At 66.2% G+C, this 21,005-nt stretch carries 24 protein-coding genes; 5 read left to right on the top strand and 19 right to left on the bottom strand.

Annotation, left to right across the window (positions count from 1 at the left end):
• Nucleotides 1–17 precede the first annotated feature (17 nt).
• A complete protein-coding gene (gene grxD, locus LPZ50_RS03960) occupies nt 18–347 on the top strand; it encodes a Grx4 family monothiol glutaredoxin (RefSeq protein WP_230657815.1) in 330 nt (109 codons plus the stop codon).
• Nucleotides 344–913, top strand: coding sequence for a UbiX family flavin prenyltransferase (locus LPZ50_RS03955; protein WP_230657809.1), 570 nt, complete (start codon nt 344–346; stop codon nt 911–913). The genes grxD and LPZ50_RS03955 overlap by 4 nt, the downstream gene beginning before the upstream one ends.
• A 154-nt stretch (nt 914–1,067) precedes the next feature.
• On the opposite strand, the gene LPZ50_RS03950 is transcribed toward LPZ50_RS03955, so the two are convergent.
• From LPZ50_RS03950 to LPZ50_RS03915, 8 genes are all read right to left on the bottom strand, one after another.
• Complete coding sequence (locus LPZ50_RS03950; RefSeq protein ID WP_230657806.1) at nt 1,068–1,616, bottom strand: DUF934 domain-containing protein; 549 nt, start codon at nt 1,614–1,616, stop codon at nt 1,068–1,070.
• The gene (locus LPZ50_RS03945; protein ID WP_230657805.1) at nt 1,609–3,351 is read right to left on the bottom strand and encodes a nitrite/sulfite reductase; all 1,743 of its coding nucleotides are present in this window, start codon (nt 3,349–3,351) and stop codon (nt 1,609–1,611) included. Before LPZ50_RS03945 ends, LPZ50_RS03950 begins: the two co-directional genes overlap by 8 nt.
• Nucleotides 3,352–3,593: 242 nt before the next feature.
• Entirely contained in the window at nt 3,594–4,211 is a 618-nt protein-coding gene (locus tag LPZ50_RS03940; RefSeq protein WP_230657803.1) for a glutathione S-transferase, read from the bottom strand.
• Nucleotides 4,212–4,247: 36 nt separating this feature from the next.
• Nucleotides 4,248–4,991, bottom strand: coding sequence for an ABC transporter ATP-binding protein (locus tag LPZ50_RS03935; RefSeq protein WP_230657801.1), 744 nt, complete (start codon nt 4,989–4,991; stop codon nt 4,248–4,250).
• Nucleotides 4,992–4,994: 3 nt separating this feature from the next.
• Nucleotides 4,995–5,702 carry an ABC transporter ATP-binding protein gene (locus LPZ50_RS03930; protein WP_230657799.1) on the bottom strand — a complete coding sequence of 236 codons (708 nt, stop codon included), beginning with the start codon at nt 5,700–5,702 and terminating at the stop codon, nt 4,995–4,997.
• Between the two features lie 15 nt (nt 5,703–5,717).
• Entirely contained in the window at nt 5,718–6,599 is an 882-nt protein-coding gene (locus LPZ50_RS03925) for a branched-chain amino acid ABC transporter permease (RefSeq protein ID WP_230657797.1), read from the bottom strand.
• Nucleotides 6,600–6,623: 24 nt separating this feature from the next.
• Entirely contained in the window at nt 6,624–7,616 is a 993-nt protein-coding gene (locus LPZ50_RS03920) for a branched-chain amino acid ABC transporter permease (RefSeq protein WP_230657795.1), read from the bottom strand.
• A gap of 89 nt (nt 7,617–7,705) precedes the next feature.
• Nucleotides 7,706–8,590, bottom strand: coding sequence for a LysR family transcriptional regulator (locus tag LPZ50_RS03915; RefSeq protein WP_329957636.1), 885 nt, complete (start codon nt 8,588–8,590; stop codon nt 7,706–7,708).
• A gap of 169 nt (nt 8,591–8,759) precedes the next feature.
• Here LPZ50_RS03915 and LPZ50_RS03910 point away from each other — a divergent pair, with 169 nt between their 5' ends.
• Nucleotides 8,760–9,989, top strand: coding sequence for an amino acid ABC transporter substrate-binding protein (locus tag LPZ50_RS03910; RefSeq protein WP_230657790.1), 1,230 nt, complete (start codon nt 8,760–8,762; stop codon nt 9,987–9,989).
• 16 nt (nt 9,990–10,005) lie between these two features.
• Complete coding sequence (locus LPZ50_RS03905; RefSeq protein ID WP_230657787.1) at nt 10,006–11,430, top strand: amidase; 1,425 nt, start codon at nt 10,006–10,008, stop codon at nt 11,428–11,430.
• Between the two features lie 177 nt (nt 11,431–11,607).
• Here LPZ50_RS03905 and LPZ50_RS03900 read toward each other — a convergent pair whose 3' ends face one another.
• From LPZ50_RS03900 to LPZ50_RS03865, 8 genes are all read right to left on the bottom strand, one after another.
• Nucleotides 11,608–12,255 (bottom strand): carbonic anhydrase, encoded by a 648-nt coding sequence (locus LPZ50_RS03900; RefSeq protein WP_230657785.1) that lies wholly within the window; start codon nt 12,253–12,255, stop codon nt 11,608–11,610.
• A 98-nt stretch (nt 12,256–12,353) separates the two neighbouring features.
• Nucleotides 12,354–12,686, bottom strand: coding sequence for a DUF3426 domain-containing protein (locus tag LPZ50_RS03895; protein ID WP_230657782.1), 333 nt, complete (start codon nt 12,684–12,686; stop codon nt 12,354–12,356).
• A gap of 179 nt (nt 12,687–12,865) precedes the next feature.
• Nucleotides 12,866–13,906 carry a cyclase family protein gene (locus LPZ50_RS03890; protein WP_230657780.1) on the bottom strand — a complete coding sequence of 347 codons (1,041 nt, stop codon included), beginning with the start codon at nt 13,904–13,906 and terminating at the stop codon, nt 12,866–12,868.
• Nucleotides 13,907–13,910: 4 nt separating this feature from the next.
• Nucleotides 13,911–14,690 carry a 3-oxoadipate enol-lactonase gene (gene pcaD / locus LPZ50_RS03885; RefSeq protein WP_230657779.1) on the bottom strand — a complete coding sequence of 260 codons (780 nt, stop codon included), beginning with the start codon at nt 14,688–14,690 and terminating at the stop codon, nt 13,911–13,913.
• A gap of 26 nt (nt 14,691–14,716) precedes the next feature.
• Nucleotides 14,717–15,013, bottom strand: coding sequence for a YciI family protein (locus tag LPZ50_RS03880; protein WP_230657777.1), 297 nt, complete (start codon nt 15,011–15,013; stop codon nt 14,717–14,719).
• A gap of 21 nt (nt 15,014–15,034) precedes the next feature.
• Entirely contained in the window at nt 15,035–15,310 is a 276-nt protein-coding gene (gene catC, locus LPZ50_RS03875; RefSeq protein WP_230657775.1) for a muconolactone Delta-isomerase, read from the bottom strand.
• Nucleotides 15,311–15,331: 21 nt separating this feature from the next.
• Nucleotides 15,332–15,976, bottom strand: a complete 645-nt coding sequence (locus tag LPZ50_RS03870) for a 3-oxoacid CoA-transferase subunit B (protein ID WP_230657773.1) — start codon at nt 15,974–15,976, stop codon at nt 15,332–15,334.
• Nucleotides 15,973–16,662 carry a 3-oxoacid CoA-transferase subunit A gene (locus tag LPZ50_RS03865; protein ID WP_230657771.1) on the bottom strand — a complete coding sequence of 230 codons (690 nt, stop codon included), beginning with the start codon at nt 16,660–16,662 and terminating at the stop codon, nt 15,973–15,975. The genes LPZ50_RS03870 and LPZ50_RS03865 overlap by 4 nt, the downstream gene beginning before the upstream one ends.
• A gap of 148 nt (nt 16,663–16,810) precedes the next feature.
• On the opposite strand from LPZ50_RS03865, the gene LPZ50_RS03860 reads away from it, so the two are divergent.
• Nucleotides 16,811–17,599, top strand: coding sequence for an IclR family transcriptional regulator (locus LPZ50_RS03860; protein WP_230657769.1), 789 nt, complete (start codon nt 16,811–16,813; stop codon nt 17,597–17,599).
• 48 nt (nt 17,600–17,647) lie between these two features.
• Here the strand turns inward: LPZ50_RS03860 and LPZ50_RS03855 are convergent, their stop codons facing one another.
• The 3 genes from LPZ50_RS03855 to LPZ50_RS03845 all read right to left on the bottom strand — a co-directional run bounded on the left by LPZ50_RS03855 (nt 17,648) and on the right by LPZ50_RS03845 (nt 20,783).
• Complete coding sequence (locus tag LPZ50_RS03855) at nt 17,648–18,376, bottom strand: SDR family NAD(P)-dependent oxidoreductase (RefSeq protein ID WP_230657767.1); 729 nt, start codon at nt 18,374–18,376, stop codon at nt 17,648–17,650.
• 19 nt (nt 18,377–18,395) lie between these two features.
• Nucleotides 18,396–19,733 (bottom strand): short-chain fatty acid transporter, encoded by a 1,338-nt coding sequence (locus LPZ50_RS03850; RefSeq protein ID WP_230657765.1) that lies wholly within the window; start codon nt 19,731–19,733, stop codon nt 18,396–18,398.
• A gap of 117 nt (nt 19,734–19,850) precedes the next feature.
• Nucleotides 19,851–20,783, bottom strand: a complete 933-nt coding sequence (locus LPZ50_RS03845) for a 3-hydroxyacyl-CoA dehydrogenase family protein (RefSeq protein WP_230657764.1) — start codon at nt 20,781–20,783, stop codon at nt 19,851–19,853.
• Between the last annotated feature and the right edge of the window lie 222 nt (nt 20,784–21,005).

Genomic DNA, 21,005 nt, shown 5'->3' with positions numbered 1-21,005 from the left:
CTCTTAGTGAGACCACCATGAGCGACGTGCAAGAATTCATCCGCGAAACCGTCACCCAGCACCCCGTGGTGCTGTTCATGAAGGGCACCGCCCAGTTTCCCCAATGCGGCTTTTCGGGCCGTGCCATCCAGATCCTGAAGGGCTGTGGCGTCAAGAAGCTGGTTACCGTGAATGTGCTGGAAGACGAGGAAGTGCGCCAGGCTATCAAGGAATACTCCAACTGGCCCACTATTCCGCAGCTGTATGTCAGCGGCGAGTTCATCGGCGGTTCGGACATCATGACCGAAATGAACGAAAACGGCGAACTGAAAACGCTGTTGGACACCTCCGGCGCTACGGCGGAATGACATCGCCACGGCGCCTGGTCGTAGGCATCACCGGCGCCACCGGCGCCTTGTACGCCGTGCGCCTGCTGCAGGCGCTGCGCGGGGTGGACGACGTCGAGTCGCACCTGGTGATGTCGGCGTCGGGCGTGTTGAACGTCAAGCACGAACTGGACATTGGCCGCAATGATGTCCAGGCCCTGGCCGACCACGTGCACAGCGTGCGCGACGTGGGGGCCACGCTGGCCAGCGGTGCCTTCCAGACGGCGGGCATGGTGATCACGCCATGTTCCATGCGTACCCTGGCAGCCGTGGCGCACGGGCTGTCGGATAACCTGATCACGCGGGCGGCCGACGTTACCCTGAAAGAACGCCGCCGCCTGGTGCTGATGGTGCGCGAAACGCCGTTCAATCTGGCGCACCTGCGCAATATGACAGCCGTGACCGAAATGGGCGGCATCATTTTTCCGCCGCTGCCGGCGTTTTATCACCGGCCGCAGTCCATCGAGCAAATGGTGGACCACACCGTGGCGCGCGTGTTGGAATTGTTCGACATCCACGTGCCCGGCCCGCAGTGGGAAGGGACGTAGGCCTTAGGCACGCTGGGTGTCTGGCTCCGCCAGGTGCCAGACACCGTTGTGTGCCGCGGCGGTTCCAGTAGGGCGGTGTCAGGCACCCTGGCGGGAGCCAGACACCCGGCTGTAGCCAGCCCCGGCTGTAGCCCGAGCCCCCTTGCGCGCCTTGTCAGGCCGCCAGCAGTTCCGCCTGGGGCTTGGGATAGGTTTTCTGGTAGTGCACCGTGAAGGTCTTGAAGGCGGCCAGGGCCTTGTGCGGGTCGTGGCCGTCTTTCACCAGGAAACTGTCGAAGCCCACGCGGGCCTGATAGTGGATGGTGTCGATCATGACATCCCCCAGCGCGCGCAATTCGCCTTTCCAGCCGTGGCGCGTGCGTAGCAACTGCGCCAGCGAATAGCCGCGGCCGTCGGTGTACACGGGAAAGTCGATCGCGATGAAGGCGATAGCCGGGTCGACCTGCCCGGCATCGCCCACCAGGTCTTGCAGCTTGGTGGCCGGGGCCAGCAATACCGCCACCGGGTGGCGGCGCTGGCGCAGGGTGTCGCGCGCGGCCAGCCATACCGGCAGCGGAACTATCCAGCCGGGTTCGTCGGCCGGCAATTGCGCGCCGGGTTCGGTGTCGGCTTCGGGCGTGAACACGCGGGCATCGTTGGCCTGCAGGCGGCCATGGCGTATCAGTTGCCCGGCCGTGTCGTTGGCGGTAATTGCATCAGGCATGGGCCACCTCGCGGGCCGGCGCGGCTTTGGCGACGGCGGGATCAGAATAGACGTCTTCCTTGAACGGGGCGATGCCCACGCGGTCGACCACATCGATGAAGCGTTCGGCGTCGCTGTCGCGCAGGCGCAGGTAAGTGTGCACCAGCCGCTCGACCACGTCGGGCACTTGTTCGCGCGCGAATGACGGGCCGATGATGCGGCCGATGGCGGCGCCGCCGCCGCGCAGCGATTGCAGGTCGGGCAAGGGCTTGGCTGCGCCGTTCTGGCGGCCGCCAATGGTGACCTGGTACCACTCTTCGCCGTTCTTATCCACGCCCAGGATGCCGATGTGGCCGACGTGGTGGTGTCCACAGGCGTTGATGCAGCCCGAGATGTTCAGGTCCAGCTCGCCCACTTCGAACAGGTAGTCCAGGTTGTCGAAGCGGCGCTGGATGGCTTCGGCCACGGGAATCGACACGGCGTTGGCCAGGGCGCAGAAGTCGCCGCCCGGGCAGGAAATGATGTTGGTCAGCAGGCCGATGTTGGGCGTGGCCATGTTCAGTGCGCGCAGTTCCTGCCACAGGTCGAACAGCCGGGCGCGGCGCACATCGGCCAGCACCAGGTTCTGCTCGTGCGACACGCGCACTTCGCCGTAGCCATAGCGTTCGGACAGGTCGGCCACCGCTTCCATCTGGTCGGCCGTGATGTCGCCCGGCGGCACGCCGGTGGGTTTCAGCGACAAGGTGACGGCCGCGTAGCCGGCCACTTTGTGGCCGTGCACGTTCTTGCGCAGCCAACTGGCGAACGCGGGGTGCGCGGCGGCGTGCATTTCGGTGGGGTCGGGCTGGCCGTCGGCCTGCGCATCGTAGGCGGGCCAGGTAAAGCGGCCAGCGATCAGGTCCACGTATTCTTGCGTGAGCGTGTCGGGGCCGCCCTTGATCTGCTGCCAGAGTTCTTCGGTTTGCTGGGCGTAGACCTCGGGCGTCAATTCTTTTACCAGGATCTTGATGCGCGCCTTGAACTTGTTGTCGCGCCGGCCGTGCAGGTTGTACACACGCAGCGCTGCCTGCAGGTAGGTAAGCAGGTGCTGCCATTCCACGAACGGCTTGATCAGGTGGCCCACCATGGGCGTGCGGCCCAGGCCGCCGCCCACCCATACGCGAAAGCCAAGCACGCCGTCCTGTTCCACCGCTTGCAGGCCGATGTCGTGCACGCCCACGGCGGCGCGGTCTTCTTCGGCACCGCTGACAGCGATCTTGAACTTGCGCGGCAGGAAGGCGAATTCCGGGTGCAGGGTGGACCACTGGCGGATGATTTCGCACCACACCAGCGGGTTTACCAGTTCGTCGGGCGCGATGCCGGCGAAATGGTCGGACGTGGTGTTGCGGATGCAGTTGCCGCTGGTCTGGATGGAATGCATCTGCACCTTGGCCAGTTCGGCCAGGATGGTGGGCACGTCTTCCAGCTTGGGCCAGTTGAACTGGATGTTCTGGCGCGTGCTGAAGTGGCCGTAGCCGCGGTCCCAGGTACGCGCGATATGCGCCAGGGTGCGCAGTTGGCGCGCGGCCAGCAGGCCATAGGGAATGGCAATGCGCAGCATGGGCGCGTGGCGCTGGATGTACAGGCCATTTTGCAGGCGCAGCGTGCGGAAATCGTCATCGCTGAGCTGGCCGTCAAGAAAGCGTTGCGTCTGGTCGGTGAATTGCGCAACGCGCTGTTCGACTAGTTGCTGATCGACTGGGTCGTACACATACATGGCAAGTTGCCCTTCTGGGGGCGCCGGTGGGGCGCAAGGAACAACCTGCGGCAGGCAACAGGCCGCGACGGAAACGGCGGACGCAGAAAAGGCGCCGCCGCCCGGTGCCGCAGGGTTCTATCCTCATAACCGTAACAGCCGCTAGATTGGCTTGTCTAAGTCATTCTGGTAATAAGAATAGAAGCCCGCGGTACGTGCGCCGGCCGGCGTCTGTCCGCGCGAAAAAGGACTTCGCGCAGGCCCTATGCGCGCGGCGCTTCCGGGGCGGTGTGGCGCATCGAGGCGCGCTCGCTGAACACGGCGTACCACTGGGCGCAGTCGGGCTGGCTGGCGCGCCAGTCGTAGTCGGGGTAGCGGAAATCCAGGTAGCCCAGGGCGCAGCCCAGGGTCAGGGTGCCGATGTCGACCCGGTCGCCGAAGCTGTCGGCCCGCCGCTCGAACTGGGCCAGGGCGTCGGTAACCTTGCCCATTTGTCCCGCGATCCAGTCGGGCCAGCGCAGGGCTTCGGGGCGCAGGCTGTTTTCGTAGCGGGCCAGCAGGGCCGCGCCCAGGATGCCGTCGGCCAGGGCCTGGTCGGCCAGGGCTTGCCAGCGCGCGGGGCCGGCGGCCGGGAACAGCGTGCCGCCGCCAAGGTCGTTCAGGTATTCGCAGATGACACGGCTGTCGTACAGCGCCTGGCCGTCATCGGTAAGCAGGGTGGGCACCTGGCCCAGCGGGTTGTTGACGATGATGCTGGCGTCGCGGTTCACCGGGTTGGCCGCGCTGGGCAAGTTCTGGATCTGGCCCGCCAGGCCGACTTCGTGTGCCACCGCCAGGCATTTGCGTACAAAGGGCGAGGCTGGGGAAAAGTGGATTTTCATGCGGTGTCCTTGGGTGGGCGCTGCGGGCCGGTGGAGTCAGTCGATCTGGTAGTCCATCCACGAGGCTACCATGTCGCGCAGTCCGCCGTCGTGGCCGAATTGCTCGCGCGTGCCTTCGGCCTTGTTGCGGCCCAGTTCCAGGATGAACATGCGGTCGGCGATCTCGGCGCAGCGGCGCACGTTCTGGTCCACCAGCACCACCGTCATGCCTTCATCGGCAAAACCGCGTATCAGGGTGTAGATTTCCTTGGAAATCTTGGGCGCCAGCATGGCGGTGGGCTCGTCCAGCAGCATCACCGACGGTTCAATGAGCAGCGCCCGCCCGAATTCCACGAAGCGTTGCTGGCCGCCGCTCATGCTGGCGGCCGGGTCGCGGCGCTTCTGGGCCAGGATGGGAAAACGCTGGTACACGGCGTCGATGCGGCGGCGCACGCGGGCCTTGTCTTGCCGGAACGGCCAGCAGCCCAGCAGCAGGTTGTCTTCCACCGACAGTTCGCCGAACAGGCTGCGGTGCTGCGGCACGAAGGCCACGCCATGGCCGGCGCGCTGGTGCGAGGGCTGCCGGCTGATGTCCTGGCCGTGCAGGGTGATGCGGCCGGTGCGCAGCGGCAGGAAGCCGAACAGGGTTTTCAGCACGGTGGATTTGCCCGCGCCGTTGGGGCCGATGATGCCGGTGACCTGGCCGGCGCGCGCGTGCACGCTGACATTACTTAATATAGTGATGTCGCCATGGTAGGCAACCGTGGCGTCTTGCAGCGACAGGGCGGGGGCGTCGGTCATGGCTCAGGCTCCCAGGTAGGCTTCGATGACGCGCGGATCGGCGCGCACGTGCGCGGCATCGCCCTCGCTGAGCACGGCGCCTTCATTCATGACCACGATGTGGTGCGAAAGCTGGTAAATGGACGTCAGGTCGTGCGATACCAGCACCACCGAGCAGTCATGATCGGTGGGCACGTCGCGGATCAGCCCGATCAGCAACTGCGCCAGGGTGGGGTTCACGCCGGCGAACGGTTCGTCCAGCAGCACCACGCGGGGCCGCGCCGCCATGATGCGGGCCAGTTCCAGCAGTTTCTGCTGTCCGCCGGACAATTCTTCGGCATGGTTGTGGCGCAGGCGGTGCAGTTCGACTTTGTGCAGCCAGTATTCCGATTGCGCGTAGCGTTCTTCCGCGCTGCGGCCGGTTTGCTGCTGGGCCACGTCCATGTTGTCCAGCAGGCTAAGGTGTGCGAACACGCGCGGCACCTGGAAGGTGCGGCCCACGCCCAGGCGGGCCACTTCGTGGATCTGCCTGCCGGTGATGTCGTCGTCGCCCAGCTGGATGCGGCCTTCGTCGGGGCAATAGATGCCGTTGATGCAATTTAGCAGGGTGGTCTTGCCCGAGCCGTTCATGCCGATGATGCCCAGCACGGAGCGCGGCGGCACGTGCAGGTCGATGCCCTGCAGGGCGACCAGGCCGCCGAAGCGTTTCTTGAGTTGGGTGACGGTAAGCATGGCGGTTCTTCCGGGTCAGCGCATCATGCGATGGCCGAACAGCCCGGTGGGGCGGGCGAATATCATGGCCACCATCAGCGCGAAACCGCAGATGGTGGCGATGGACGGATTGAAGAACACCACCGATACCTGCTCGGTAATGCCGTACAGCAGCGCGCCGACCAGCGCGCCCACCGGGTGGCCCAGCCCGCCCAGCACGATGACGATGAAGCCGATCAGGGTGTAGTCGTTGCCCATGAAGGGCGAGAACGCGGGGAACACCATGGCGATCAGTACGCCGGTGATGGCGGCCAGCCCGATGCCCAGCGCGAAGGCCACGGCCGACAGGCGTTCGGCGTCGATACCCACGATGCGTACCGCGTCGCGGTTCATGATGATGGCGCGCAGAGCCTTGCCCGGCGTGCTGCGGTACAGGAACCAGGCCAGCGCCCCAATGACAGCCAGCGCGATGGCTAGGGCGATCAGGCGCGCGGTGGGGATGAGCACCGGGCCGAATTTCAGGAACACGGGCTCCACCTGGTAGGGCAGCGAGCGCGCGTCGGCGTCGAAGGCCAGCAGCATCAGCGCGCTGAGCATGATGGACACGCCGAACATCAGCAGCAGTGAACTGATTTCCGGGTCATCGGCTCCGCGCAGGCGCGGGATGAGCACGAAATACAGCACATAGCCCGCCGCGAAGAACACGGCAAAGGCCAGGGGCAGGGCCAGTAGCGGGTTCACGCCGGCGCTTTCCAGCAGGTAGTAGGCAAAGTACGCGCCCAGCACCAGGAATTCGCCGTGCGCGAAGTTCACCACGCGCAGTACGCCGAAAATGACATTCAGCCCCACGCCGATCAGGCCGTAGAGGGTGCCCAGGATCAGGCCGTTGATCAGGCCCTGGATGACGAGTGCGGTCATGGCTTGGCGTCCTTGGCGTAGGGGTCAGGCGATGTAGCGGCGCCACTGCGGCTTGCGCTTGAGCAGGCCGCCCACGATGCCGCGCGGCAGGAACAGCATCAGCAGCACGATCACCAGCCCCAGCAGCAGCAGGTTCAGCAAGGGAAAGCGTTGCCAGATGAGATGGTCGACCCCCACCAGCGCCAGGGTGCCCACCACCGGGCCCAGGATGGTGCCGAAGCCGCCCGCCATGGCGTAGATGATGCTCTTGGCTGTAACCAGCACATGGAAGGCATATTCCGGGTCGACTACGTTGGTGTACCAGGCCTCGATACCGCCCGCCAGGGCGGGAAACAGCGCCGCCAGCAGCCACGCCTTCAGGCGCGTGTTGGGCACGTGGATGCCCACGCAGGCGGCCGCCGCGTCATCGTCGCGGATGGCCTTCAGGGCCTTGCCCAGCGGCGAAACGGCCAGCCAGGTCACGGTGGCCAGCGTGGCGGCCATGACGGCCAGCATGGCGTAGTAGCTGTGCACCGGGCTGTTGGCGCTGGACAGTATCAGGCCCATGCTGCCGCCGGTGAGACCGTCGGGCAGGTTGGAAATGGCCAGCCGCACGATGGTGGCCAGGGCCAGGCTGACGATGCCGAAATACACGCCGCGCAGGCGCAGCGTGGGGGCCAGCAGCAGCGCGATGGCCAGGCCGGCGATGCCGGCGGCGGCCAGCGACGGCGCGATGGACCAGCCCAGCACCTTGTAGCAGATGCCGGTGGCGTAGGCGCCCACGCCGTAGAACACCACGTAGCCGAAGGGCAGGTAGCCGGTGAAGCCCACGCAGATGTTCATGGCGCTGGCCATGGTGATCCACAGCATCAGGTAGAACGCCAGCGACAGATTGCCGGTGGCCAGCGGCACGGCGGCCATGGCCAGGCCCAGTATCAGGAACACGCCCGCCGCGATGCGGGTGCGCAACTGTTCGGCGCGGCGGTCTTCGGCGCGATGCGTAGCCGTTTGCGCCGTAGGGGCGGCGGGACTGCTCATAAAGAATCCTTTGGGCCGGGCTGCGGGGGGAAGCTTGCCGGAAATTATGAACAGTTTGCGCCGCCAAAACCATAACTTGGAGTTAAGTATTAACCCTGGTTTTGTGCAGAAAAAGCCTCGCCCACTACCACCCGCAGGTCGGCCAGGAACTGTGTGCCCAGCCGGGAAAGCGGGCGGTGGGCCAGGTGCACGGCGCTGATGTGCAGGGGGATTTCTTCCGCGAGGGGCACCACCCGCACGCCCGGCCACAGATTGCCCATGACGGTGAACTCGTCGACGATGGCGATGCCGGCGCCGGCGTTCACCAGGGCGCAGGCCAGGTTGCTCCAGGGTACGTCGGCGCACATGCGGCAGGGCAGGCCGGCCTGTTCGAAGGCGGTCTGCACCAGCATGCCATAGGGCATGCGCGTGCCCACCACGATGTGGGGGTGGGGCGACAGGTCGGCCAGCGACACCTGCGCGCGCCCGGCTAGCGGGTGGTTGCCTGGTATGGCCGCCACCATGCGGCCGGTGTGCAGGGGGTGGGTTTTCAGGAAGGGGTGGTCGGTCTGCATGACCACCAGGCCCAGTTCGGCCTCGCCCTGCAGCACGTCGTTGATCAGGCTGGGCAGGGCGGCCGCGTTCATGCGCAGCAGGATGTCCGGATGGTGCTGCTGGAAGCGCGCCACGGCGTGGGGCACCAGGTACTGGGCCAGGCTGGGAATGGAGGCCAGCCGCAGCACGCCCGCGCCGTGCCCGGCCAGCGCGTCGGCCAGGTCGTTGACGCGCTGCATCATGCGCTGGGTTTTCTCGATTTCCTCGAACAGGCTGTGTACCTGGGCGGTGGGTTGCAGCCGGCCGCGCACGCGTTCGAACAGGGTCAGCCCCAATTGCTTTTCCGTCTGGGCCAGCATGCGGCTGACGGCTGGCTGGCTGATGGCCAGCAGCCGGGCGGCGCCGCTGATGGAGCCGGCCATGACGATGGCCCACAGCATCTCGGTTTGCCGGTAACTCAGTTTGTTGTTCAAGGCGTGCGCTCCATGCCTATTTGTTATACGCTATGTTGCCCGTTGCGCAAGTATTGCGCACTTTCGTGCCACTTGCCATGGCGGGACGGCTTCCGTGTTGTCTTTCATGAACTCTGACTCTGACAGGAGAAGTCTCATGTTCGGTAAATCGTGGTGGTCGCGGTGGCAGGCGCTTGCGCTGGCCGCTGCCCTGGTTCCGACGGCCGGGTTAGCGCAAACGTCGGACAAGATCCGCATCGGCATGACAGTGTCGTCTACCGGCAGTTTCGCGCTGGCATCCCAGTCGGGCGTGCGCGGCGTGGAAGTGTGGGTCGACGATGTCAATCGGCGCGGCGGCATCGAGATCAAGGGCAAGAAGTATCCGGTGGAACTGGTCAAACTGGATGACCGCAGCGACAAGCAGATGGTCACCCGTGTGTACGAGCGGCTGATTGTGGACGAAAAAGTCGACCTGGTGTTCGCGCCGTTCGGCTCGACCTTGACCGCGGCGGCGGCCACCACCACCGAACGCCTGGGCAAGTACATGATGGTGTGGTCGGCGGCCAGCGACGATCTGTACAAGCAGGGCTTCAAGTACATGGTGTCGGGCACGCAGATGCCGGTGTCGGCCATGATGAAGGCGTCCATGGAACTGGCCGGCAAGGTGGGCGTGAAGAAAGCGGCCATTCTGTATTCGGACGAGCCGTTTCCGTCCGGCCTGGCGCAAAGCGGCAAAGACAGGGCAGCCGAGAACGGCATCGAAGTGGTGATGTACGAAAAATATCCCAAGGGCCAGAAAGATTTCAGCACGCTGCTGCAGAAGGCCAAGGCCTCGGGCGCCGAAGCACTATTTCCTACCCCCTACGAGGGCGACCTGATCAGCATGACGCGCCAGATGCGGCAGCTGGACATCAACTTCCCGTTCGTCTTCATGGTGTATGCGTCCACGCCGCAGTTCCAGGCCATCGGCGCCGATTCGGACTACATTTTCAGCCACACCAACTACCATCCGGCCATCAATTGGGACGTTAACGCGGGGCTGACGCGCGAAGCCTTCGCCCAGGCCTATGACCGGCTGTTCCCGAAGGCGGAATTCAAGCCGGACTTCCAGACCGCCCTGGCGTACGGCGCGGCGGCGCTGACCGAGGAAATCATCAAGAAGGCGGGCACGACCGACGCGGCGGCCTTGAAGCAGGCCTCGCTGGATCTATCGGACAAGGTCACCGTCATGGCTGGCCCTTACGCCATCGACGAGGCGGGCCGCCAGTTGAAGATGCCGTTCCCGGTGGTGCAGTTGCTGCCGGGCAAGGGCATGGTGCCGGTGTGGCCCGAAGACGTGGCCACGCAGAAGGCCGTGTATCCCATTCCCGCCTGGGACAAGCGCTGAACGGAGAGCCCTTGGCATGTCTGACCTGGCGTTTTCTACTTTGTCTGAACTGGCGGCCGGCCTGGCCGCCGGCCGCTACAGCGCCGTGGAACTGGCGCAGCATTACTTGAACCGCATCGAGCGCGCCAACCCGGCGCTGCATGCCTACGTGCATGTGGATGCCGACGGCGCGTTGCAGTTGGCCGCCGCGGCCGATGCGCGCCGCCAGGCCGGCTATGTGCTGGGCCCGCTGGACGGCGTGCCGATCGCGGTGAAAGACCTGTGCGAAGTGCAGGGACAAGTCACCACGGCGGGCTCGCAGGCCTGGCTGCAGCGGCGCAGCAGCATCACGGGCACGGCCGTGCGGCGGTTGCTGCAGGCGGGCATGGTGATACTGGGCAAGACGCACATGGTTGAATTCGCCTTTGGCGGCTGGGGTACCAACCCCGTCATGGGCACGCCCCGCAATCCCTGGGACCTGGCTTGCCATCGTATTCCCGGCGGCTCGTCCAGCGGCTCGGGCGTGGCGGTGGCGGCGGGCCTGGCGCCGGCGGCGCTGGGGTCGGACACCGGCGGCTCGGTGCGCATACCCGCGGCGCTGAACGGCATTACCGGCCTGAAAACCACGCGCGGCCTGATCAGCCTGCATGGCGCCGTGCCGCTGTCGCATACCCTGGATTCCATCGGCCCGTTGACCCGCGACGCCGCCGATGCCATGCTGCTGACGCAGGTGCTGGCCGGGCCGGACGAGCAGGATGCCGCCACCCTGGCGGCGCCGCGTTTCCACTACGACGCGGGCCAGGCGGCCGGCGCGGGCGACATGCCCCTGGCCGGGGTGCACATCGCCGTGATGCCGCCGGAGCAGTATCCGACGCCGGTGCAGGCCGAGGTGGCGCAGGCGCTGGAACAGGCCCGCGGCGTGCTGCAGGCGCTGGGCGCCAGCTTGCGGGAATTGCCCCTGCCTTTCGATTTCCATGAAATGATGCTGGCCAATGGCCGCATCATTGCGGCCGAAGCGTATGCGCTGCATCGCGATTACATCGAAGACGCCAGCCTGCCGCTGGGTGAGTTCGTGCGTGGCCGCGTGCTGAGCGGCAAGTCGGTGTCGGCGGCGGATTACATCGACGCCATGCAATGGCATGCCCGGGCCTGCGGGCAATGGCGCTACTGGATGCGCGATATCCACGCCCTGCTGACGCCCGCCCAGCCCTTCGAGGCTTGCCCGGTGGACCAGGTGGATGAACAGGCCACGCCGCTGGCGGCATTCAGCCGGTCGGGCAATTTCCTGGGGGCGTCGGGCCTGGCCCTGCCAGCGGGGTTTTCGGCGCAAGGCCTGCCCGTGGGCATCCAGTTGCTGGGCAAGCCGTTCGACGAAGCCACGCTGGGGCGGATAGGGGCAGCGTTCCAGCAAGCCACCGACTGGCACCGGCGCGTGCCTGACCTGGCCGGGGCGGGGTTGTAAGGAGGCCCACCCCCGAAGCGCTGCGCGGACCGGCAAAGCCGGCTCCGCGGCGAGTTCGCGCCGGCACTGCCGGGTGTCCGGCTCCCGTCAGGGTGCCGGACACCGTCCAATTGAGACTGTCGTGGCGCACAACGGTGTCTGGCACCGTCGGAGCCAGCCACCTCACCGGAGCAACGGTTACGCCGCCTGCTGCGGCTGGCAGGGCGAGAATTGTCCGGTGCCGGGGTCGCGCAGGAACAGCAGGCCGGTGGCCACGCCGAAATACGCGCCGTGCAGTTCCAGCTTGCCCTGTTTGACCCGGTTGCGGATGGACGGGAAGGTCAGCAGGTTGCTCAGGCTGTGGCCCACCACCGCCCATTCCAGTTGCTGGACATCGGTGGCGCGGTCGCCGGAGCGGGGCAGGGCCTCGGCCACCGGCGTGATCTGCGACATCCATTTGCCCACGAAGTCGATCTTGGTCAGCGGCTCGGCGTCGTCGAACACCGCGCGCACGCCGCCGCACGATGCATGGCCCAGCACCACGATGTGCTTGACGTTCAAGGCGTTGACGGCGAACTCGATGGCCGCGCTGGTGCCGTGGTACGACGAGGATTCGGCCTCGCCTTCATAGGGGGGCACCAGGTTGGCCACGTTGCGGATCACGAACATTTCGCCGGGGCCGGCATCGAAGATCACTTCCGGGGAAACCCGGGAATCACAGCAGCCGATGAGCAGGATTTCCGGCTGCTGGCCGGCTTCGCCCAGTTGTTCGTAGCGGGTGCGTTCGTTGTGGAAACGACCGTCCAGGAATGCCTGGTAGCCTTCGGTGAGTCGTTTGGGGAACATGGAGATTCCTTTGTTGTTTTAATGTTGTTTCAGCGTGTGCAGCCGGCTATTTTCCCATATTGGCCTGACAGGGCGCTGGCCGCGCGCCCGGCGGGGGCTTATTCCGCCTTGATGTCCATGGCGGTAAAGCGCGTGAATACAAGCGGGGTCATGGCCCGCACCTGCCAGCTTTCGCCGGGGGCCAGGGCGGTGTCGCGCTTGCCTTCGGCGCGGCCGATTTCCTTGCCCTGGGCGTCGTACAGCACGAAGGTGACAGAAGGCGCGGCAACGGGTTTGTCGCTGTGGTTGGTGAGCGTGCCCGAAATCACCGACACGCCGTCGGCCTGGCGGGTGGCGGCCAGGTCTTTGATGGACACGCCATGGGACATGCTCTGGGCGGCGGCAATGGCCGATGCCGCGGCCAGCAGCAGGCAGGCCAGGATCTTTTTCATGGTGGTCTCCGGAAAGGCTGGTGTGGATTCCACCTTAGAACGGGCGCGCGCGCGGCGCAATCCCCAGCGGTGTCAGGCACCTTCGGAGCCAGACACCCGGCCATCCCCCCGTGCCAGGCGCCAGGCGCGGCCTTTCCAGGTATCTGACTCCGCGCAGCGGTGTCAGATACCGTTCCCTGCTATACCGTGGCGATGGGCGTGGCGGGCGAGCCGATGGCGTGCGGCATGCGCAGCGGCGGGGCGGTCAGCATGAAATGATGGCGGCCGTTGGCGTGCAGCCAGTCGGCCAGGTCTTTCAGGTACCACAGTTCGGCCAGCGGCAGCCCCAGCTTGAACAGGCAATGGTGGTGCAGGGGCAGCATGGCGCGCGGGCCCTGGCGGTCGCGCGCGGGATAGGCTTCGACGGCGTAGTTGTCGGCGCAGATCGCCACGATGCCGCTGTCGGTGATCCATTGCAGCAGCGCCGCGTCGGTGCCGTCCAGGGCGGCGCCGTAGGTATGCAGCACGTCGGGGTCGGGCTGGCCGGCCATCTCGACGATTTTCTCGGCGTAGCCGGTGCGCAGCACCAGCATGTCGCCGGATTCGACCGTGATGCCGTCGGCCTGCAGCGCCTGCATCAGTTCGGCGTGGCCCACCAGCGTGCGGCCGGTGCCGAAGTGGCGCGCTAGGTCGACCAGCACGCCGCGGCCCTGCATGCCGTGCTGGGCCAGGTTTTCCACGCCCAGCTTCAGGGCCGCCGAGGGGCCGCCGCTGTTGCAGCCGCAACCCACGTGGTCGCCGTCGGCCGGGCCCACCACGTCGGTGCCGGCGCGATAGCCGTTGTAGTAGCACAGTTCGGCCTGGCCGTCGGCGTCGGCGTCGAACAGCGCGCCCACGTGGGCCAGCGAATCCCACTGCGTGGAATATTGCATGGACAGCAGCACCTGGTCGTCGCTGAGCACGTCGACCGCGTCGGGGTTCAGGTTGCGCAGCGGGAAGTTCAGGTACGGGGTGTCCTGCAGCGTGGTGGGGCTGAGCCGGGGCGGATGGCGCCGCGGGTTCAGCACATTGCCGCCGGGCAGGTCCAGGGGCAGCGACAGGCAGAACACCTTGCCCGCGCGGATTTCCCGGGCGCCCTTCAGCACCTGGGCGTCGGTCAGCAGGTTCAGCCGGCCCAGTTGGTCGTCGGGCCCGTAGTCGCCCCAGTTGGATCCTTCGGGACGTTGCTTCCAGCGTTGCATGGACTTACTCCGTCAGGAAGTCGAGCACCGCGCGGGTGTAGGCTTCCGGTTGTTCCCAGTTGGAAATGTGCGAGGTATTCAGCTCGACATAGCGCGCGCCCGCGATGCCGGCTTCCAGGTCGCGGCCGTCCTGCGGGGTGGTGGCGGGGTCTTGCGTGCCGGCGATGATCAGTGTGGGCACCTTGATGTCGCCCAGCCGGCCGCGCAGGTCGGCATCGCGCAGGGCGGCTACGTTATTGCTGTAGCCCGCGTCGGAAGTGCGGCGCAGCATGTCCACCAGCACTTGCGCCAGGCCGGGTTCAGCCGCGCGGTAGGCCGGCGACAGCCAGCGTTCCACCAGCGTGGGCGCCATGTTTTCCAGGCCGTTCTGCGCCACCGCCTGGATGCGCGCCGACCAGCTTTCTACGCTGCCGATGCGCGCGGCGGTGTTGCTCAGCACCAGCCTGCGCACGCGCTGGGGGTGATCCAGCGCCAGTTGCAGGCCGGTGGGGCCGCCCATGGAAAGGCCGCAGAAATCGGCCTGCTGGATGTCCAGGTGATCCAGCAGCGCGGCCACGTCGCCGGCCAGTTGCTGGAAGGTGTAGTCGCCGTCGGGCACGGATGATTTACCGTGCCCGCGCGTGTCGTAGCGCAGCACGCGGAAGCGCTGCGACAGTGCCGGCACTTGGCGCGCCCACATGTCGGCGCAGGTGCCCAGCGAGTTCGACAATACCAGCACCGGCGCGTCGGCCGGACCGTCGATCACGTAGTACAGGCGCACCTGTCCCAGATCAGCGTAAGACATAGCAGTTCCAGTTTGAAGCGTCGTGGTTACAGCAGGCACTGGCCGCCGACATAGGCCTTGCGCCAGCGCGTGATGGCCACGCGCTGGAACAGGTCGGCCTGGCTGAAGGGGTCGGCCGCGATGAACGCCTCGGCGGCCTCGCGCGTATCGAGATCCACGACATACAGCCCGCCGCCGGCGTCCTGGCCGTCGTCGTGCAGCTTGGCGCCGCAGGCCAGCAGCAGGTGCTTGTTGGCTTCCAGGTATTCCAGGTGGGCGGCGCGGTGCTGCTGGCGCACGGCCTGGTGGTCGGGCTTGTCGAAGGTCTCGATGATGTAGGGCATGCGGGGCTCCGGGGCAGGGGCTTAGATGGCCGAGGGATGGCGCGCCAGCGCCGTCACCTGGATGTCCATGTACGGAAACAGCGGCAGCGAGGACAGCAACTGGTGCAGTTCGTCGTTGTTTTCCACGTCGAAGACACTGACGTTAGCGTAACGGCCGGCCACGCGCCACAGGTGCGGCCACTTGCCGTCGCGCTGCAGTTGCTGCGCCAGCGCTTTTTCGTCGGCCTTGAGCTTGTCGGCGCGTTCGGCCGGCATGTCCACGGGCAGGTTCACTTGCATCTGGACCATGAATAGCATGGGGAAATCTCCAATCGGGAATCAGCGGGCGAATTTCAGCGGCAGGCCGGTCAGGCGCAGCAGCTCGTCGGCGGTCATGTCGCCGAACATGTCGATGACGGTGACGCCGTCGGCGCGGATGTCGAACACGGCCACATCGGTGTACACGCGCGACACGCACTGCATGCCGGTCAGCGGGTAGCTGCATTGGTCGACCAGCTTGCTCTGGCCGTCGCGGGTCAGCAGTTCCATCATGACGAACACGTCTTTGGCGCCGATGGCCAGGTCCATGGCGCCGCCCACCGCGGGGATGGCGTCGGGCGCGCCGGTGTGCCAGTTGGCCAGGTCGCCGCGTTGCGACACCTGGAAGGCGCCCAGCACGCAAATGTCCAGGTGGCCGCCGCGCATCATGGCGAACGAATCGGCGTGATGGAAGAACGAGCAGCCGGGCAGTTCGGTCACGGGCTGCTTGCCGGCGTTGATCAGGTCATAGTCTTCCTGGCCCTTGGCGGGCGCGGGGCCCATGCCCAGCATGCCGTTCTCGGTGTGCAGCAGCACTTCGCGGTCGGCCGGCAAGTGGTTGGCCACCAGCGTGGGCAGGCCGATGCCCAGGTTCACATAGGCGCCTTCGGGGATGTCTTGCGCGACGCGGGCGGCGATCTGGTCGCGGGTCAGTTTGCTGCTCATTGCTGCTCCTTGGCGGCCGGGGCGGCGTCGATCTGCACAACGCGCTTGACGAAAATGCCGGGGGTGACGATGGTTTCGGGGTCCAGGCCGCCCAGTTCGACGACTTCGCGCACCTGGGCCACGGCCACGCGCGCGGCGCTGGCCATGATGGGGCCGAAGTTGCGGGCCGTCTTGCGGTACACCAGGTTGCCCCAGCGGTCGGCGCGCTCGGCCTTGATCAAGGCGTAGTCGGCGCGCAGCGGATATTCCAGCACGTACTGGCGGCCGTTGATTTCACGGGTTTCCTTGTTTTCGGCCAGCGGCGTGCCGTAGCCCGTGGGCGTGAAGAATGCGCCGATGCCGGCGCCCGCGGCGCGGATGCGCTCGGCCAGGTTGCCTTGCGGCACCAGTTCCAGTTCGATCTTGCCGCTGCGGTACAGCTCGTCGAAGATCTGCGAATCGGCCTGGCGCGGAAACGAGCAGATGATCTTGCGCACCCGGCCCGCGCCCAGCAGGGCGGCCAGGCCGGTAGTGCCGTTGCCGGCGTTGTTGTTGATGATGGTGAGATCCTTGGCGCCTTGTTCCAGCAGGGCGTCGATCAGGTCCATGGGCTGGCCGGCGGTGCCGAATCCGCCGATCATGACGGTGGCGCCGTCGGGTACGTCCGCCAGGGCGGCTGCCGCGTTTGCAACGAGCTTTGAGATCATGGGTGTCCGCGATTAAAAAGGGCGTGTCATAATTTGTTCTTTATTCGAACATTCGTTCTTGTAAAGAACATCGTTTCATGGTGGCCTGGGAGTGTCAAGGTGCTTGCGCCTTGCCTGGTTCCGGGCGTTTATCGGGGCTGCCGCGCGCATGGTTATCGATCAGCAAGAATCCCAGCAACCCAGCGATTCCTACGTGCAGTCGTTCGCACGCGGGTTGTCGGTGATACGGGCGTTCGGCCCGCAACGTCCGCAGATGACGCTGTCCGAAGTGGCGGCCGCCTGCGGCCTGACGCGCGCAGGCGCGCGCCGCATCCTGCTGACGCTGGTGCACCTGGGCTATGTGTCCATGGACGAGCGCAAGTTCGCGCTGACGCCGCGCATTCTGGAACTGGGCTACTCGTACTTGTCGGCCACCCCGTTGTGGGACCTGGCCCTGCCCTACATGGAAGAAGTGGCCGAGACCACGCGCGAATCGTGTTCGGTATCGGTGCTGGACGGCGTGGACGTGGTGTACATCCTTCGGCTTTCCACGCACAAGGTCATGAGCATCAACCTGTCGGTGGGCAGCCGCCTGCCGGCCTGGGTGACGTCCATGGGCCGGGTGCTGCTGGCGGGCCTGCCGCCCGCCGAGCAAGAGCGCGTGCTGGCCGCCAGCGATATCCGCGCGCACACGCCGCACACCGTGACCGACAGGGATGAGCTCAAGCGCATCCTGGCCCGGGTGCGCGCCGATGGCTACGCCTGCGTGGTGCAGGAACTGGAGCCCGGCCTGCAGTCGGTGGCCGTGCCCATTATCGACCGCGGCGGCCGGGTCATAGGGGCCATGAACGTCAGCGGCCACGCCAACCGGTATTCGCGCGAAACCATGCTGGAGGTGTTCCTGCCGCCGCTGCGCCGAGCGGCCGAACAGATCGACCAGGCGCTGCGCCGCCGCTGAGTCGCGGCGGGGGCGGGAGGGCGCGGACAGGTTCATGGCCGGCCGGGATCAGACGGGCGCCACGCCCAGCGTGGTGCCGCCGCATACGTACAGCATTTGTCCCGTCACGAAGCCGTTGTCGGGCGACAGGAAGAACATGGCGGCGCGCGCCACGTCTTCGGGCGTGCCCAGCCGCTTGACCACGATGCTGTTGATGATGCGCTGCGTCTGCGGCGCGCCGTCGGGGTTGCTGTTGCGGAACAGGTCGGTGGCGATGGGGCCCGGCCCGATGGCATTGACGGTGATGCCGTCGCCGCCCAGTTCCATGGCCAGGGTGCGGGTCAGCCCCACCAGGCCGGCCTTGGTGGCCGAATACACCACGCGGTCTGGCTTGCCCAGCGCGGCGCGCGACGACATATTCACGATGCGCCCGAAGCCGGCGGCGCGCATGTCGGGCAGCACCGCCTGCACCAGGATCAGCGCGGTGCGCAGGTGCAGCGCCACCACGTAGTCCAGGTCGGCCAGCGTGGCGGTGTCGGCCGTGCCGGGCCGCGTGGCGCCGGCGTTGTTCACCAGCCCGACGATGGCATGGCCGCGCGTGGCCTGTTCGGCCGCGGTTTTGGTCTGGGCCTCGTCGGTCAGGTCGGCCTGGATGGACACCAGGCCGTCGGGCGGGTTGTCCGGCAGGCGGTAATCGATGTTGACCACGCGGTGGCCCGCGTCGAGCAGGGCGCGCACAATGGCGGCGCCTATGCCGGCGCTGCCGCCGGTTACCAGGTAGGCCTGGGGTTTGTTCATATCGGTAGCCTCTTTGCGCTTAGTGAGTCAGGATGCCCCAGGAGAGCACGGCCGCGATGTCGATGATCCCCACCCACACCATCATGATCACGGTGTAGCCCATCACGTCGCGCAGTTTCAGTTTCGACAGGGCCAGCGCGGGCAGGATCCAGAACGGCTGCACCAGGTCGTTCCAGGCGTTGCCCAGCATCACCGACATCGATGTCTGGGCGATGGAACTGCCGATCTCCTTGGCGGCATCGATCATGAACGGGCCCTGGATCACCCAGTGGCCGCCGCCCGAGGGCGCGAAGAAATTGATGAAGAACGAGCTGATCAGGCCCCACACCGGCAGGGTGCCGGCCGATGCCACGTCGACGAAGACGTGCGAGATGGTGTTCACCAGGCCCGACCCGGCCATGATGGCCATGATGCCGGCATAGAAGGGGTACTGCAGGATGATGCCCGAGATGGTCTTGATGCCTTCGCTGAGCTTGGCCACGTAGGCGGCCGGTGTGCCCAGCAGGATGATGCCCAGGAACAGGATGATGAAGTTGATCAGGTTCAGGTCCAGCGAGCCGCCGTCGGCAAAGTGGTACACCACGTAGGCCACGCCCAGCAGGCCGATCGCCAGGCTGAGCAGGCGGCTGTTGTTCAGCTTCGAGGCAAAGGTGTTCTGTTCCAGCAGATCGCCGGCGGCGGCCGTTTCGGTGGGCTTGTCGATGGCCGGGTCTACTTCCACCACCTTGTCGCCCTCGCGCGGATGCAGCCAGGCATTGAGCAGCGGCAGGGTCACCAGGATGGCCAGGCTGGTCAACAGCATGGGCGTGGAAAAAATGGTTTCCGTCAGCGGCACCACGCCCATCTGGTCGGCCATGGGATGGCCCGGCGTGGCGATCAGCACGGGGATGCTGGCCGACAGGCCCAGGCCGTACATGGTGAAGCCGCTGTAGGCCGACGCGATGATCAGCGGGTAGTGCACGCCCTTGACCTTCAGCGCCAGTTTCTTGGCCACGATGCCGCCGATCACCAGGCCGAAGCCCCAGTTCAGGTAGCTGCCGATGGCGCCCACCAGCGTGGCCACGATGATGGCGGTGCGGGGCCGATGCACGCGGCTGACGATGCGGTCCAGCAGGCGGTCGGTTAGCGGCGCGGTGGCCAGCACGTAGCCCATGGCCAGGATCACCGCCATCTGCGTGGTGAAGGCCAGCAGGCTCCAGAAACCCTTGCCCCATTCGCGGGTGATCTGCCCCAGGCCCTGGCCTTCGATTCCCATGGCCATCAGCACGGTCAGCAGGGTGAGCGCGATCGCGAAAACGAAGGGGTCGGGCAGATACTTGCGCATCAGCTCGGTGAAAAAGGACGCTAGTTTATTCATGTGGCCTCCAACTTGTTCCGGTAAGGCATGTGTTCAGTGCGGGGCCGCGGCGCACGGCCGCACGCGGCGGCCGCCTGGCGGGGCGGCCCGCCGGTCGGTCAATAAAACAGGCGGAAGTTAAGAAGACGGCCGGCTGTTCAACCAGGCGGCCAATTCGCCCAGGGCCGCGCTCTTGTCGCGCAGGACTTGCTCGCGGCGTTCGGCGGGCCAGGCGTAGAAACCCTGGCCGGCCTTGGCGCCGATCTGGCCGTTGGCCACTTTCTCGGCCAGCAGGGGCGAGGGTGTGCTGCGGTTTTCCAGGTCGGGATACAGATAGGTGGCAATGGCGTGGTGCACGTCGATGCCGTTCATGTCGCGCTGTTCCAGCGGGCCCGTCAGGGCCAGGCGGATGCCCAGGCTCCACTTCACCACTTCGTCGATGTCTTCGGCGCTGGCCACGCCTTTTTCCAGCAGCGAAATGGCTTCGCGCGCCAGGGCGTGCTGGATGCGGTTGGCGATGAAGCCGGGAATGTCTTGCTTGACCAGCACGGGCCGCTTGCCCACGGCGCGTAGCGCGGCCATGACGCGTTCCACCGTGTCCGGCGCGGTGTGGTCGTTGCGCACCACTTCCACCAGCGGGATGACGTCGGCGGGCGTGAAGAAGTGCGTGCCCACGAACTTGTCGCGGCGCGTCACGGCTTCGGCGATGGCGTTGATGGACAGGCCCGATGTATTGGTGGCGAATATCGTGTCGGCCTTGCACAGCGTGTCCAGCCGGGTGAACACGTCGCGCTTGAGTTCGAGTTTTTCCGGAATGGCCTCGATGACCAGGTCGCAGGCGCAGGCCGCTTCCAGCCCGGCATCCATGCGTATGCGGCGCCGGGTTTCGGCCACGGCGTCGGGCGCGTACACGCCCAATTGCCGGTCGATGACGCTGGCGGCGCGTTCCAGCGCGCCGGGCACCGGGTCGATCAAGACTACATCGAGCCCCTGGGCGGCGAACAGGGCGGCGATACCACTGCCCATGGCGCCCGCGCCAACCACGGCCAGGCTCTGGATAGGAAGATCCATGTCGATAGCTCTAGAGAGGCTCGCGCGGGGCGGGGGCGGCAGGGTACGTCTCATCCTGGGGCCTTCCCGTGCGCGTGCCGGGAATGATTGTGTTCTATATACGAACATTTGTGCGTATATAGAATTTATGGCTCATAGTACTAAGAAAGTTGGGTGGGCGCCAAATGAGGGGGGCGTTGCTGGCGGGGGCGAGATGTTCTTTAGGCGTCGGCGGGGGATGGG

This window comes from Bordetella petrii, from assembly GCF_020991325.1.
Classification (GTDB): domain Bacteria; phylum Pseudomonadota; class Gammaproteobacteria; order Burkholderiales; family Burkholderiaceae_B; genus Bordetella_A; species Bordetella_A petrii_E.
Note: the sequence above shows the minus strand (reverse complement) of the source record. Positions and strands in the feature narration are given on the sequence as shown.